Source organism: Aeromonas media (assembly GCF_020423125.1).
GTDB classification, from domain to species: domain Bacteria; phylum Pseudomonadota; class Gammaproteobacteria; order Enterobacterales; family Aeromonadaceae; genus Aeromonas; species Aeromonas media.
Map to the genome: position 1 here is coordinate 4,265,270 of NZ_CP075564.1, position 13,731 is coordinate 4,279,000.

Here is a 13,731-nt window from a genome sequence, read left to right on the forward strand (position 1 = left end):
AACAGGGGGGAAAGCCATGTCGATGCATTTATCGCCATATAAGGATATGTAAACGTTTCCATCTATTTGTTAACCGGTTCACAGTTTACCCGCCAGCCCCTCGGCTAGACTCCTGCTCAGGCTTTCCTTGCGTGAGGCGCGAACGGTGGAGAAGAGGATGAGAGTACTGGTGACCGGCGGTTGCGGCTATATCGGCAGCCACACTTGTCTGGCCTTGCAGGCGGCAGGCATGGAACCCGTGGTGGTGGACAACCTCTGCAACAGCAAGGCCGCCGTGCTGACACGGGTCGCCGCCATCAGCGGGCAGCTGCCCCGCTTCTATCAGGGGGACATCCGTGACCCGGCCCTGCTGGACAGCATCTTCGCCGAGCAGCAGATCGACGCCGTGATCCACTTCGCCGCCCTGAAAGCGGTCGGCGAATCGACCCGGATCCCCCTCGAATACTATGAAAACAACCTGAGCGGCACCCTGGTGCTGCTGCAGGCGATGAAGCGCGCCGGGGTTCACAACCTGGTGTTCAGCTCCTCGGCCACCGTCTACGGCGACCCGGCCAGCACCCCCATCCGGGAAGATTTCCCGCGCAGCGCCACCAACCCCTATGGCCGCTCCAAGCTGATCATCGAGGAGATCCTCGAGGATCTGCAGGCTGCCGAGCCCCACTGGAGCATGACCCTGCTGCGCTACTTCAACCCGGTCGGCGCCCACGAGTCCGGCACCCTGGGGGAAGATCCCCAGGGCATCCCCAACAATCTGATGCCCTATATCACCCAGGTGGCCATCGGCCGTCGCGACTGCCTCTCGGTCTTTGGAAACGATTACAACACTCCGGACGGCACCGGGGTACGCGACTACATCCATGTGATGGATCTTGCCGAGGGGCACGTCAAGGCGCTGTACCACTGCGCGGGGCGAGGCGGCATCCACCCTTACAACCTGGGCACGGGCCAGGGCCAGAGCGTGCTGCAGATGGTGGCCGCGTTCTCAGCCGCCTGCGGCAAGCCACTGCCTTATCGCATCGAACCCAGACGCCCGGGCGACATCGCCGAATGCTGGGCCGATCCCGCCAAGGCACAGCGCGAACTGGGCTGGCATGCCACCCGGGATCTCGCGACCATGTGCGCCGACAGCTGGCGCTGGCAGTCCGCCAACCCGAACGGTTACGAGGAGTAGGCCTGCCGGCCTGCCCGTTACGATTTTCTCAACTCATTGACTGGAGTGATGATGTTCAACCCTGTTGATCACCCCCACCGCCGTTTCAACCCGCTGACCGGCCAGTATGTGCTGGTCTCCCCCCACAGGGCCAAGCGCCCTTGGCAGGGTCAGGTCGAAAAAATAAGCCAGGCACCGAGCCAGTCCCACGATCCGGACTGCTTCCTCTGCGCCGGCAACAAGCGCGTCACCGGCGACCAGAACCCCGACTATCGGGACACCTTCGTCTTCACCAACGACTTCGCCGCCCTGATGCAGGACACCCCGGCCGCCGGCGGCGAGCAGGATCCCCTGCTCAAGCTGGAAGCCGCCCGCGGCACCAGCCGGGTCATCTGCTTCTCGCCGGATCACGGCAAGACCCTGCCCGAACTGGCGCTGCCCGCCATCGAGGCGGTGATCCGCACCTGGATGAACCAGGTCGCCGAGCTGTCGAGCCAGTGGGAATGGGTGCAAGTGTTCGAGAACAAGGGCGCCGTCATGGGCTGCTCCAACCCCCACCCCCATGGCCAGTTGTGGGGCAGCGACTTCCTGCCCAACGAGATAGCCCGCGAAGAGCAGCACCAGCGCACCTGGCTGGCCGAGCACGGCCGCCCGCTGCTGCTGGACTATGTAGAGCGCGAGCTGCAAGACCGCACCCGCATCGTGGTGGAGACCGTACACTGGCTGGCAGTGGTGCCCTTCTGGGCGGCCTGGCCGTTCGAAACCCTGCTGCTGCCCAAGGCCCATGTGCCCTCAATGCTGGATCTCACCCAGGAGCAGCAAGAAGATCTGGCGGTGGCGCTCAAGGAGCTCACCAGCCGCTACGACAACCTGTTCGAGTGCAGCTTCCCCTACTCCATGGGCTGGCACTTCGCGCCGCCGAACTCGGACTGCCCCGAGGCCTGGCAGTTGCACGCCCACTTCTACCCGCCCCTGCTGCGCTCCGCCACCGTGCGCAAGTTCATGGTGGGCTTCGAGATGCTGGCCGAAACCCAGCGGGACCTGACGCCGGAACAAGCCGCCGAGCGCCTGCGTTCCCTCTCCCCCGTTCATTACAAAGCCAATGAGGTGACCCCATGACCCCCAGCCAACGCGTCAGCGCCGTGTTTGCCGAGCAGTTTGAGCAACAACCCGACCTGCTGGTGCGCGCCCCCGGCCGCGTCAACCTCATCGGCGAGCACACCGACTACAACGACGGCTTCGTGCTGCCCTGTGCCATCGACTACGAGACCTGCGTCGCCATCGGCCGGCGCAGCGACAACCTGGTGCACGTGATCGCCGCCGACTACGGCAACCAGCGGGATCTGTTCAGCCTGGACAAGCCCATCACCCATCACCCGGACCAGCGCTGGAGCGACTACATCCGCGGCGTGGTGAAACACCTTCAGGCCCGTGGCCATGCCCTGCGCGGCCTCAACCTGGTGGTCTCCGGCAACGTGCCCCAGGGCACCGGCCTTTCCTCGTCCGCCTCCCTAGAGGTGGCCATCGGCCAGGCCTTCAAGGAAGCCCAGGGGCTTGCCATCAGCCAGGCCGAGATTGCCCTCAACGGCCAGCAGGCGGAGAACCAGTTCGTCGGCTGCAACTGCGGCATCATGGATCAGATGATCTCCGCCAGCGGCGAACGGGATCATGCCCTGTTGCTGGACTGCCGCACCCTGGAGACCCGCCTCATCCCCATGCCCACTGATCTGGCGGTGCTGATCGTCAACTCCAACGTGCGCCGCGGCCTGGTGGACAGCGAATACAACACCCGCCGCCAGCAGTGCGAGACCGCCGCCCGTCACTACGGGGTCAAGGCGCTGCGTGACCTGGATCTGGCCGCGCTGGAAGCGGGCAAGGCCGGGCTGGACGAGGCCTGCTACCGCCGTGCCCGCCACGTGGTGGGGGAGAATGCCCGCACCCTGGCCGCCGCCGACGCCCTGGCGAGCGGCGATCTGGTGCGCCTCGGCGAGCTGATGGGTCAATCCCATGCCGCCATGCGCGATGACTTCGAGATCACGGTACCCCCTATCGACGGCCTGGTGGAGATCATCAAGGCCCAGATCGGCAGCGAAGGAGGTGTGCGGATGACCGGCGGCGGCTTCGGCGGATGCGTGGTGGCCCTGCTGCGCCCGGAGCGGGTGAACGAGGTGATCGCCGTGGTCGAGGCCGAGTATCCGGCCAGGTTTGGCCTCCAGGCGGACTGCTATGTCTGCCGCGCCAGCGCCGGGGCGGGCAGGCTCTAACGGGAAGCACATGAGTGACAGGTCACCGATCATCGAAACGGGCAAACCATGAAAACATTCGAACTGGAAAACGAGGAGGGGCTGCGCCTGCGCGGCCTCGAATTTGGCGCCACCCTCACCTCCCTCAGCCTGCCGGTAGCTGGCCAGCGCCGTGAAGTGCTGCTGGGCTGCGCCGACGAGGCTTATGCCGCCCAGCAGGTGTGGCTGGGGGCAGTAGCGGGTCGCTTTGCCAACCGCATCGGCGGCGCCGAGCTGGTGCGAGGGGACGAACGCTGGTCTCTCGACGCCAATCAGGCCCCCCACTGCCTGCACGGCGGGCGCGACGGATTCCATCGCCAGCCCTGGCAGATCAAGGAGCAGGAGGCGGACAGGGTCAAGCTGGCGCTGCTCTCAAGAGCGGGAGATCAGGGCTTCCCCGGCAACTTGCGGGTGACCCTGGAGTACCGGCTGGAGCAGCAGGATCTGGTGGTCGACTTCAGGGCCAGCACGGATGCACCGACCCCGGTCAGCCTCACCAGCCACGCCTACTTCAATCTCGATGGCCACCAGGGCGGCAGCGATGTGCGCTCCGATATTCGCAATCATGCCATCAGCATCAATGCCGATCGCTTCCTGCCCACCGACCAGAGCGGTTTGCCGCTCGCCATCGCGCCGGTGGAGGGTCCCTTCGATCTGCGCAATGAGCGCCTCATCGGCCAGGATTGGCTGAGCCATCCCCAGCAGCAACAAGCCAAGGGCTTTGACCACGCCTTTGTGCTGAACGGCCCCGAACAGGCGTGGGCGGCACGGGTGGTGTCCGGGGATGAACAACTGGTGATGGAGGTCCACACCAACCAGCCCTCCTTGCAGTTCTACACCGGCAACTGGCTGGCCAGCACGCCGGACCGCAGCGGCCGGCCATACCGGGATTACGACGGTTTCTGCCTGGAGGCGCAGCAACTGCCGGACAGCCCGAACCGGCCGGAGCTCGGCGACCCCTGGTTGCTGCCGGGCCAGCTATATCACCATCAGACCCGTTACCGTCTGATCCCCACAGACTAAGACCCCCTCCCGTCCCCCCTTCAAAAGGGGAGGTGCGATGATGCTCCTCCCCTTATGAAGGGGAGGAGTGGGGCTCTTCACCTCCCCTTGCTAACGACAGTCCACCGAGCCAACTCAGGAGCCTTGATAAACATGGATGATCACTACCTCGCCGCGCCGGATCGCTACCAGCGCCAAGCTTACAGAGCCGCCGGTCGCCACGGCCTGCGCCTGCCCGGCATCGGCCTCGGGCTCTGGCACAACTTTGGTGCCGGGAGCGATCCCGCCAGGGTGAAGGCCATGGTGCATCAGGCGTTCGATCTGGGGATCACCCACTTCGATCTCGCCAACAACTACGGGCCACCGCCAGGCTCCGCCGAAACCACCTTCGGCGGCGTGCTCAAGGGCAGTCTGGCCCCCTACAGAGACGAGCTCATCATCGCCAGCAAGGCGGGCTACGTGATGTGGGACGGCCCCTACGGCGACGGCGGCAGCGCCAAATACCTGTTTGCCAGCCTGCACCAGAGCCTGCGCCGGCTCGGGCTCGACTATGTGGACATCTTCTATCACCACAGACCGGATCCCCGCACCCCGCTGGAGGAGACCTGTCAGGCGCTGGCGCTCATGGTACGCCAGGGCAAGGCGCTCTATGTCGGCCTCTCCAACTACCCGGCCGAGCTTGCCGCCAAGGCGGCGACCCGGCTGGCCGAACTCGGCACCCCCTGCCTGGTCAACCAGCTCAAATACTCCCTGTTCCAGCGCGACATCGAGGCCGAGACCCTGCCGGTCTGCCGAGAACAGGGGATGGGGGTGGTCGCCTTCTCGCCCCTGGCGGGGGGGTTGCTCAGCGATCGCTATCTGGAAGGGATCCCGGCGGATTCCCGCGCCGCCAGCGCCAGCCCCTTTCTCCAGCCCGACCAGATCACCGCAGACAAGCTGGCCCGCATTCGCGCCCTGCACGCCCTGGCGCAGCAGAGGGGGCAGCCACTGTCACAGCTGGCATTGCAGTGGGTGCTGCGCGATCCCGTGGTGAGCTGCGCCCTGATCGGCGCCAGCAGCCCGCAGCAGATAGTGAGCGCGGTCGAGGCACTGGCCCTGCCGCCACTGGACGAGGCGCTGCAGCAGCAGATCCTGGCGGTGCTGGCATGACGAATTGACCCGCCACGGGCGGCTGACTGGCCGTGGCGGCCATGTCAGAAGGTGACGGGGCGGCAACAACGTCCGAGGTAGTGCTACTAAAGCCGCTGCGCCCTGACCCTGCACCATGCGGAAAGTACCGGCCGCCAGACAAGGGTCGGAAACCGCACAGGAGTCCCCAATATTCTCTGGTTGCCCGCGTGATTTTCCGCCATCATTGGCCGCCCCGACCCTGATCGGGGCTGATTTTATCCGGACCCATCAACCAAGAGATCTGTACCATGACCGAATCCTACGCCCTGTTTGTGGCCTTCGTGCTGGGCATAGTGGAAGGCCTGACCGAGTTTCTGCCCGTTTCCTCCACCGGCCACATGATCATCGTCGGCCACCTGCTCGGTTTCGAAGGCCCCAAGGCCGCCACCTTCGAGGTGGTGATCCAGCTGGGATCCATCCTGGCGGTGGTGGTCATGTTCTGGCGCCGCCTGTTCGGCCTCATCGGCATCCATTTTGGCCAGAAACCGGTACAGGGGCATGCCACCCTCTCCCTGATACACATCATCCTCGGCATGTTGCCCGCCGTGCTCATCGGCCTCGCCATTCACAGCTGGATCAAGGCCCATCTTTTTGGCCCGGAAACCGTGATGTATGCCCTGGTGGCCGGCGGTATCCTGCTGATCATCGCCGAGAAGTTCCGCCCCGCCGTGACCGCCGAGACTCTGGACGACATCAGTTACAAGCAGGCGTTCGGCGTCGGCCTGTTCCAGTGCCTGGCGCTCTGGCCCGGCTTCTCCCGCTCCGGCGCCACCATCAGCGGTGGCATGCTGATGGGCATCAGTCGCCATGCGGCGGCCGAGTTCTCCTTCATCATGGCGGTGCCCATGATGATCGCAGCCAGCGGGCTGGACCTCTACAAGAGCCGCGACTTCCTCTCCATGGCCGACTTCCCCATGTTTGCGGTGGGCTTCGTCACCGCCTTCGCGGTCGCCATGGTCGCCATCAAGACCTTCCTGGCGCTGATCCGTCGCCTCGACTTCATCCCGTTCGCCATCTACCGCTTCGTGGTAGCCTTCGCCGTCTACCTGGTGTTCGTGGCCTGATCCCGAGGGATTGCCTCATGAAAAAAGGGACCTTTATGGTCCCTTTTTGTTGTCCGACATGGCTCAGTAGAGGCGATGGCTGATGCCGTTGAGCAGTCGCGACAGGCCCTTGGTAAACTGCACCGGCGCATCCTGCACCGTGTAGCAGAGGCAGCCGTCCGGGGTGTGCGGGCTGTGGGCATGGCTGGCATCGCGCCAGATGAAATCTCCCGCCTGATAGCGGGTGTCGCCATCCTCTATGGTGCCTCCCAGCAACAGCGTCAGTTCATAACCCTTGTGGGTATGCTCAGGGATGTACCCGCCCGCCTCGATATGGAGCAGGCTGGCGCGGGCTCCCATCTCGTCCAGAGGCAAACTGTGCTGGCGAATGGCCCCGATATGGCGCCACTTGGGCGCATGGTGGCGGGCCAGCACCCGTGGCAGGTGGTAACTCTGGCCTGCCACCCGCAGCTCGGGCGCCGGCCGTACCGGTTGGCCGAGTTCGGCCGGGCTGGCCACGGGTTGTTGCAGTATGCCTGCCAGCATGGCGTCGAGTTCCAGCGGCATGGTCTCGCTTATCGCCACAGGCTGATCTGCCGGCTCCAGATACTGGCGAGCCAGCTCCTCTTCACAGCCCTTGAGTCGGGCGGCACAATCGAGGCAGAGCTCGCAATGGGCAGAGACACCGACGGCCAGCGGCAGGGGCAACTCGTCGGCGGCAAAGGCCCGCAACATGAGTTCGGTCGGATGGGTCTTAATCATGGCCTTGCTCCACTTGCTCTTTCAGTTTCTGTAATGCCAGCCGGAGGCGTGACTTGATGGTCCCGAGCGGCACGCCTAGCCTGTCGGCCAGCTCCTGCTGGGAAAACTCCTGCAGATAGATGCCGCGCACCACCTGCTGTTGCGGCTCCGGCAGGGTGGCGAGGTAATCTGCCATCTGGCGGGTCAGCACCGCATCTTCACCACCGCTCAGGTGCTCCTCTTCCGCCCTGAACTCCAGCAGGGGCCACAGCTCCTCGGCGCAGAGATCCTCCTTGCTGGCGCGACGGCGCCGCAGCATGTCGAAGCTCTGGTTGCGCATGACGGTGTAGATCCAGGTGGTCGGCGCCCCCTTCTCGGGGTGATAGAGCCGAGCCTTCTGCCACACCAGCAGCATGGTTTCCTGCACCAGCTCGAGGGCGTTGGCCTCGCTGCCGAGGTGGCGCATCCCATAGCTGCGGATGCGCGGCGCGAAGTGGTGGAACAGGGTGGCGAAGGCGACCTTGTCGCCATGCTCGGCCACCCGAATGAGAAGAGACGTCAGATCGCCATCTGGGTTGTCCATGGGGGGCGATATCCTGCGTGGAGCCGATTGTGGTTGGCCAGTATATGCCATTGCGCCATCCCTTGAGTGTTGCTGTCATCACCATTACGACGGGCGGGGCAAAAGGATCACCGGGGACGGGAATTCAGTGGCTCGCGACCAGCAGGCCACTCAGCAGGGAGAGGGCGGGCTGGTTATCCTTGGCCGCGACCAGCCACTGCTTCTGCTCCACCGGGATGGGCAGTACCTCCAGCCAGCGCTGGGCCACCCAGCTGGCGTCGTCCCAGTCGGGCTCGGGGTAGAGGGCAGCGTATTCCGGGTAGTCGTTGAACACATCCTGCAGCGCCTTGGCCAGGGTGTGCTGGTCGGCCTTGAGCCGGCCGCTCTGCCAGGGGGGCAGCGGCTCCACCTCGCCGACCCGCAGGCCGTCTGGCTCCTGCCACAGATCGACTATCCTGACCCGCTCTACCCCGAGCACTGTGATGCCGAGCAGGCCGTCCGGCAGCAGATCGAAATCGATGATCCGCACCCGGGTGGCGATGGGATACATGTTGCGCATGGCGTCGGGCTGGCGGGGGTCCAGCATGCAGAGCGCAAACTCCCGCTCCCGCACCTCGGCTATCATGCGCTGATACCTGGGCTCGAAGATGCGCAGCGGCATGATGCCACCGGGCAGCAGGTGGGCGGAGAGTGGAAACAGCACCAGTGTCATCGGGATCGTCCTCTAGCGACTTCCTCTGAGGATACGACAGCCGGACGGCGCGGGATCATTCAGACCAAATTGGAATAAATAACCCCTTAACAATCAGGGGAAAATAGCCTGGACAAGCCGCTTCGATATGCAGTAGAAATGGATAACCACCACTTATTCAAATCAATATTCTGCAATGTGGTGAAAAACGCAGTGAAATATCCGCCACCCCTAGGGGGTCGGGCCATTCCTATAGTTTTCTCGGCCCGATGCGGGTAAAATTCACGCCCTTATCCAGTCAGTCATTTTTCGACGCGCAACCTCGGTGGTCAGTTATGAAAGAGCATATTCATCATCTACTTGAACAAACGGTAGCCAATCTCAAGTCCGCGGGCGTCTTGCCGGCCGACCTGGAAGCCCGGGTGCAAGTAGACCGATGCAAGGAGAAGGCTCACGGCGACCTGGCCACCAACCTGGCCATGCTGCTGGCCAAACCGGCCCGCAAGAACCCCCGTGAGCTGGCCGCTGCCATCATTGAGCACCTGCCCGCCTCCGATCTGATCGCCAAGGTCGAGATCGCCGGTCCCGGCTTCATCAACTTCTTCTTCGACCCGAGCTGGCTGGCCGGTCAGGTGGAAGCCATGGTGACCTCCGCCAACGCCAACGTGAAGCTGCCCGCGCCACAAACAGTGGTGGTGGACTACTCGGCGCCGAACGTGGCCAAGGAGATGGCGGTGCACCACATCCGCTCCACAGTCCTTGGTGACGTCGCCGCCCGCGCCCTGGAGTTCCTCGGCCACAAGGTGGTGCGTGCCAACCACATCGGCGACTGGGGTACCCAGTTCGGCATGCTGATCGCCTACCTGGAGAAGATGGCCAACGAGCACGCCTCCGACATGGAGCTCAAGGACCTGGAAGCCTTCTACACCCAGGCCAAGCGTCACTACGACGAAGACGAAGCCTTCGCCGAGCGCGCGCGCAACTACGTGGTCAAGCTGCAGGGTGGCGATGAGTACTGCCGCACCATGTGGAAGAAGCTGGTCGACATGACCATGGAGCAGAACCAGCGCAACTACGACCGCCTGAACATCTCCCTGTCCAACAAGGACATCATGGGCGAGTCCATGTACAACGACATGCTGCCCCAGATAGTGGCCGACCTGAAGGCCAAGGGCCTGGCGGTCGAGAGCGAAGGCGCGACAGTGGTGTTCCTCGACGAGTTCAAGAACAAGGATGGCGAGCCCATGGGCGTCATCATCCAGAAGAGCGATGGCGGTTTCCTCTACACCACCACCGACATCGCCTGTGCCAAGTACCGTTATGAAAGCCTGGGCGCCGACCGTGTCATGTACTTCATCGACTCCCGTCAGCACCAGCACCTGATGCAGGCCTGGACCATCACCCGCAAGGCGGGCTATGTGCCGGAATCCGTACCGCTTGAGCACCACGCCTTCGGCATGATGCTGGGCAAGGACGGTCGTCCCTACAAGACTCGCTCCGGCGGTACCGTCAAGCTGGTCGATCTGCTGAACGAAGCCGAAGAGCGCGCGAGTGCCCTGCTGGAGAGCCGCAACAGCGATCTCTCTGCCGAAGAGAAGGCCAAGGTGGTGCACGCCATCGCCATGGGCGCGGTCAAGTATGCGGATCTCTCCAAGAACCGCACCACCGACTACATCTTCGACTGGGACATGATGCTGTCGTTCGAAGGCAACACTGCCCCTTACCTGCAGTACGCCTATACCCGCATCCAGTCCATCTTCCGCAAGGCGAACATCGATGCCGAGGCCCTGACCGGCCACGTGACCCTGAACGAAGAGGCCGAAGAGGTGCTGGCCCAGAAGCTGATCCAGTTCTCCGACGCGGTCAACGGCGTGGCGGACAAGGGCATGCCGCACCTGCTGTGCACCTATCTGTACGAGCTGTCCGGCAACTTCATGACCTTCTACGAAGCCTGCCCGATCAACAAGGACGGCGTGGACGAAGCGACCCGCAACAGCCGCCTGCTGCTGTGCGCCGCCACCGCCAAGGTGCTCAAGCTGGGCCTGGGCGTGCTGGGCATCTATACCCTGGAGCGCATGTAATAGATGGCGACCCGGGATTACGTCGGCAACAGCCCGAGACGACGGGCCGGTGGTCGTAACATCAAGAAAGCGGCACCTCGCCGCTTTCCTGTTATCCCGGCACTGCTGGCCGGGGCCCTGGTCGTCGGCTTTGGCGCCTTCCTTTACCTGATCAACGGCAAGGGGGCTGATGCCCCCACCATCGAAGAGCAGGTGAAGGCCAACAAACCCAAGGCACAGGGCAATACCCTGCCCCAGGAGAAGTGGAGCTACATCGAACGGCTGGAGAACAAGCAGGTGGACATCATAGAGCCGCCGCCCCAGCCGGGCGTGCTGCCGCCACCGCCTGCCGAAACCCTCACCCTGCAACCCGAGAAGCTGCCGCAGCCGGTACCGACCGAGATCCCCCAACCCGGGACCCCCCTCGGTCAGGTGAAGCCCTTCCAGCCGCAACCGGTGCAACCGACCAAGCCGGCCACCGGTGCCCCGGTCGCCAGCGCCCAAGAGCAGGTGATCAACCAGAAGGCCGAGCGTGAACGGATGGAGCGGGAGATCCGTGCCGAGCTGGAGCGGGAACGCGCCGAGGCAGCCAAGGCCAAGGCGGCGACCCAGACGGCGGCAGCCGACGGCGGTCGCTACATGATGCAGTGTGCCGCCCTGCGCTCGCAGGATTCCGCCGAATCGCTCAAGGCGCGCATCGCCTTCGGCGCCGGCCTCTCCTCCAGCCTGCAGGTGGTCAATGGCGCCAATGGCACCGTCTACAAGGTGATGGTGGGGCCCTTCAGCGGCAAGGCGGCCGTCGATGCGGCCAACCGCAAGCTGCAAGGCTCCGGCATCAGCGGCTGCATTCCCAAGAAAGGCTAGCCACAGAGCCAATCAAGAAGGGCCGGGGGACAACCCCGGCCCTTCTCCTTTCGACTCCCCTCTCCCTCGCCGACATGGCCTCCCCCTTTCTCCCGACAACAGGCAGGCTTGAAAAGCCGGTTTGCCATCCCCATCTTTCTTGCCATGCACAGTCCGGCCGTCATTCGGCTCAAGCGAGGTAAGTAAAGTGACTACCATAGTTTCCGTCCGCCGCAACGGCCAGGTCGTGATCGGCGGTGATGGCCAGGTCTCCCTCGGCAACACCGTCATGAAGGGCAACGCCCGCAAGGTTCATCGTCTCTACAACGGCAAGGTGCTGGCAGGTTTTGCCGGCGGCACCGCCGACGCCTTCACCCTGCTCGAGCGTTTCGAAGCCAAACTGCAGGCCCATCAGGGCAACCTGGAACGCGCCGCCGTGGCGCTGGCCAAGGACTGGCGCACCGATCGCGCCCTGCGCCGCCTCGAAGCCCTGCTGGCCGTGGCCGACGAGCACAAATCCTTCATCATCACCGGCAACGGTGACGTGGTGCAGCCGGAGCATGACCTGATCGCCATCGGCAGCGGCGGCAACTTCGCCCAGTCCGCCGCCATCGCCCTGCTGGAAAACACCGAGCTGGATGCCAGGACCATAGTCGAGAAGTCCCTCAAAATTGCGGGCGACATCTGCGTCTTCACCAACGGCAACCACACCATCGAAGTGCTGGACTACAGCGCCAAGTAAGGGCGCCCGTCAGCCAACTCATTCTCCAAGGGGTGGGCCCTGCCCGCCCCGGATACAGGAACTCCATCATGTCCGAGATGACCCCGAGAGAAATCGTCCACGAGCTGGACAGACACATCATCGGTCAGGCCGATGCCAAGCGTGCGGTGGCCGTGGCCCTGCGCAACCGCTGGCGCCGGATGCAGCTCAGCGAAGAGATGCGCCATGAAGTGACCCCGAAAAACATCCTGATGATAGGCCCGACCGGGGTCGGCAAGACCGAGATAGCCCGTCGTCTGGCCAAGCTCGCCAACGCCCCCTTCATCAAGGTGGAAGCTACCAAGTTCACCGAAGTGGGCTATGTGGGCAAGGAAGTGGACAGCATCATCCGCGATCTCACCGATGTCGCCATCAAGCTGGTGCGCGAGACCGAGATGGAGAAGATGAAATACCGCGCCGAGGAAGCCGCCGAGGAGCGCATCCTCGACGCCCTGCTACCGAACCCGCGCAACAGCTGGGGCGAGGAGGAGAAGGCCGACAACTCCAACACCCGCCAGATCTTCCGCAAGAAACTGCGGGAAGGTCAGCTGGATGACAAGGAGATCGAGCTGGATCTGGCCGCCACCCCCATGGGCGTCGACATCATGACCCCGCCGGGCATGGAAGAGATGGCCAACCAGCTGCAGGGGCTGTTCCAGAACCTGGGCCAGCAGCAGAAGAAGAAGCGCAAGATCAAGGTCAAGGAGGCCATGAAGGCGCTGATCGAAGAGGAAGCGGCCCGCCTGGTCAACCCGGAAGAGCTGAAGCAGAAGGCCATTGCCGCGGTCGAGAACAACGGCATCGTCTTTCTCGACGAGATCGACAAGATCTGCAAGCGCGGCGAGAGCTCGGGCCCCGATGTCTCCCGTGAAGGGGTGCAGCGCGACCTGCTGCCGCTGGTCGAGGGCTGCACCGTCAACACCAAGCACGGCATGGTCAAGACAGACCACATACTGTTCGTCGCCTCCGGCGCCTTCCAGGTGGCCCGTCCGTCGGATCTCATCCCCGAGCTGCAGGGTCGCCTGCCGATCCGGGTCGAGCTGACCGCACTGACTACCCATGACTTCGAGCGGATCCTGACCGAGCCGAACGCCTCCCTGACCGATCAGTACCAGGCGCTGATGGCCACCGAAGGGGTCAAGATCGAGTTCACCCAGGACGGCATCCGCCGTCTGGCCGAGGCGGCCTGGCAGGTCAACGAGCGCACCGAGAACATCGGCGCCCGCCGCCTGCACACGGTGATGGAGCGGCTGATGGAAGACATCTCCTACGACGCCTCCGAGAAGTCCGGCGAGACCTTCGTCATCGACACCGACTACGTCAACGCCCACCTCGGTGCCCTGATCGAGGACGAGGATCTGAGCCGCTATATTCTGTAAGCTCGCCCCCTCCCGTTAGACAAACGCCTCCCTTCGCGGAGGCGTTTT

At 64.0% G+C, this 13,731-nt stretch carries 13 protein-coding genes; 10 read left to right on the forward strand and 3 right to left on the reverse strand.

The genetic code is table 11. From position 1 onward, the window contains the following. Positions 1 to 157 precede the first annotated feature (157 nt). The 6 genes from galE (at position 158) to bacA (ending at position 6,668) form a co-directional block, all read left to right on the forward strand. The gene (galE, locus tag KI797_RS19730) at positions 158 to 1,171 is read left to right on the forward strand and encodes a UDP-glucose 4-epimerase GalE (protein ID WP_161507690.1); all 1,014 of its coding nucleotides are present in this window, start codon (positions 158 to 160) and stop codon (positions 1,169 to 1,171) included. 51 nt (positions 1,172 to 1,222) lie between these two features. Next, on the forward strand, positions 1,223 to 2,269 hold the full coding sequence (locus KI797_RS19735) for a UDP-glucose--hexose-1-phosphate uridylyltransferase (RefSeq protein WP_226170732.1): 1,047 nt from the start codon (positions 1,223 to 1,225) through the stop codon (positions 2,267 to 2,269). After that, on the forward strand, positions 2,266 to 3,414 hold the full coding sequence (galK, locus tag KI797_RS19740) for a galactokinase (protein WP_161507692.1): 1,149 nt from the start codon (positions 2,266 to 2,268) through the stop codon (positions 3,412 to 3,414). The genes KI797_RS19735 and galK overlap by 4 nt, the downstream gene beginning before the upstream one ends. Before the next feature lie 48 nt (positions 3,415 to 3,462). Continuing rightward, entirely contained in the window at positions 3,463 to 4,455 is a 993-nt protein-coding gene (gene galM, locus KI797_RS19745) for a galactose-1-epimerase (RefSeq protein ID WP_161507693.1), read from the forward strand. Positions 4,456 to 4,587: 132 nt separating this feature from the next. Beyond that, positions 4,588 to 5,583, forward strand: coding sequence for an aldo/keto reductase (locus KI797_RS19750; RefSeq protein WP_005328379.1), 996 nt, complete (start codon positions 4,588 to 4,590; stop codon positions 5,581 to 5,583). Between the two features lie 269 nt (positions 5,584 to 5,852). Next, a complete protein-coding gene (bacA, locus tag KI797_RS19755) occupies positions 5,853 to 6,668 on the forward strand; it encodes an undecaprenyl-diphosphate phosphatase (RefSeq protein WP_161507694.1) in 816 nt (271 codons plus the stop codon). Between the two features lie 63 nt (positions 6,669 to 6,731). On the opposite strand, the gene KI797_RS19760 is transcribed toward bacA, so the two are convergent. The 3 genes from KI797_RS19760 to KI797_RS19770 form a co-directional block, all read right to left on the reverse strand. Beyond that, positions 6,732 to 7,409 (reverse strand): ChrR family anti-sigma-E factor, encoded by a 678-nt coding sequence (locus KI797_RS19760; RefSeq protein WP_161507695.1) that lies wholly within the window; start codon positions 7,407 to 7,409, stop codon positions 6,732 to 6,734. After that, complete coding sequence (locus KI797_RS19765; RefSeq protein WP_025328693.1) at positions 7,402 to 7,971, reverse strand: sigma-70 family RNA polymerase sigma factor; 570 nt, start codon at positions 7,969 to 7,971, stop codon at positions 7,402 to 7,404. Before KI797_RS19765 ends, KI797_RS19760 begins: the two co-directional genes overlap by 8 nt. Positions 7,972 to 8,095: 124 nt before the next feature. After that, positions 8,096 to 8,662, reverse strand: a complete 567-nt coding sequence (locus tag KI797_RS19770) for an LON peptidase substrate-binding domain-containing protein (RefSeq protein WP_025328694.1) — start codon at positions 8,660 to 8,662, stop codon at positions 8,096 to 8,098. A 314-nt stretch (positions 8,663 to 8,976) separates the two neighbouring features. Between KI797_RS19770 and argS the strand changes: the two genes are divergently transcribed. The 4 genes from argS to hslU all read left to right on the forward strand — a co-directional run bounded on the left by argS (position 8,977) and on the right by hslU (position 13,683). Next, the gene (gene argS, locus KI797_RS19775) at positions 8,977 to 10,722 is read left to right on the forward strand and encodes an arginine--tRNA ligase (RefSeq protein ID WP_025328695.1); all 1,746 of its coding nucleotides are present in this window, start codon (positions 8,977 to 8,979) and stop codon (positions 10,720 to 10,722) included. 3 nt (positions 10,723 to 10,725) lie between these two features. Further along, the gene (locus KI797_RS19780) at positions 10,726 to 11,565 is read left to right on the forward strand and encodes an SPOR domain-containing protein (protein WP_161507696.1); all 840 of its coding nucleotides are present in this window, start codon (positions 10,726 to 10,728) and stop codon (positions 11,563 to 11,565) included. A 187-nt stretch (positions 11,566 to 11,752) separates the two neighbouring features. Beyond that, positions 11,753 to 12,286, forward strand: coding sequence for an ATP-dependent protease subunit HslV (hslV, locus tag KI797_RS19785; protein ID WP_005340772.1), 534 nt, complete (start codon positions 11,753 to 11,755; stop codon positions 12,284 to 12,286). A gap of 68 nt (positions 12,287 to 12,354) precedes the next feature. After that, positions 12,355 to 13,683, forward strand: coding sequence for an HslU--HslV peptidase ATPase subunit (hslU, locus tag KI797_RS19790; protein WP_005328414.1), 1,329 nt, complete (start codon positions 12,355 to 12,357; stop codon positions 13,681 to 13,683). The last annotated feature ends 48 nt before the right edge of the window (positions 13,684 to 13,731 follow it).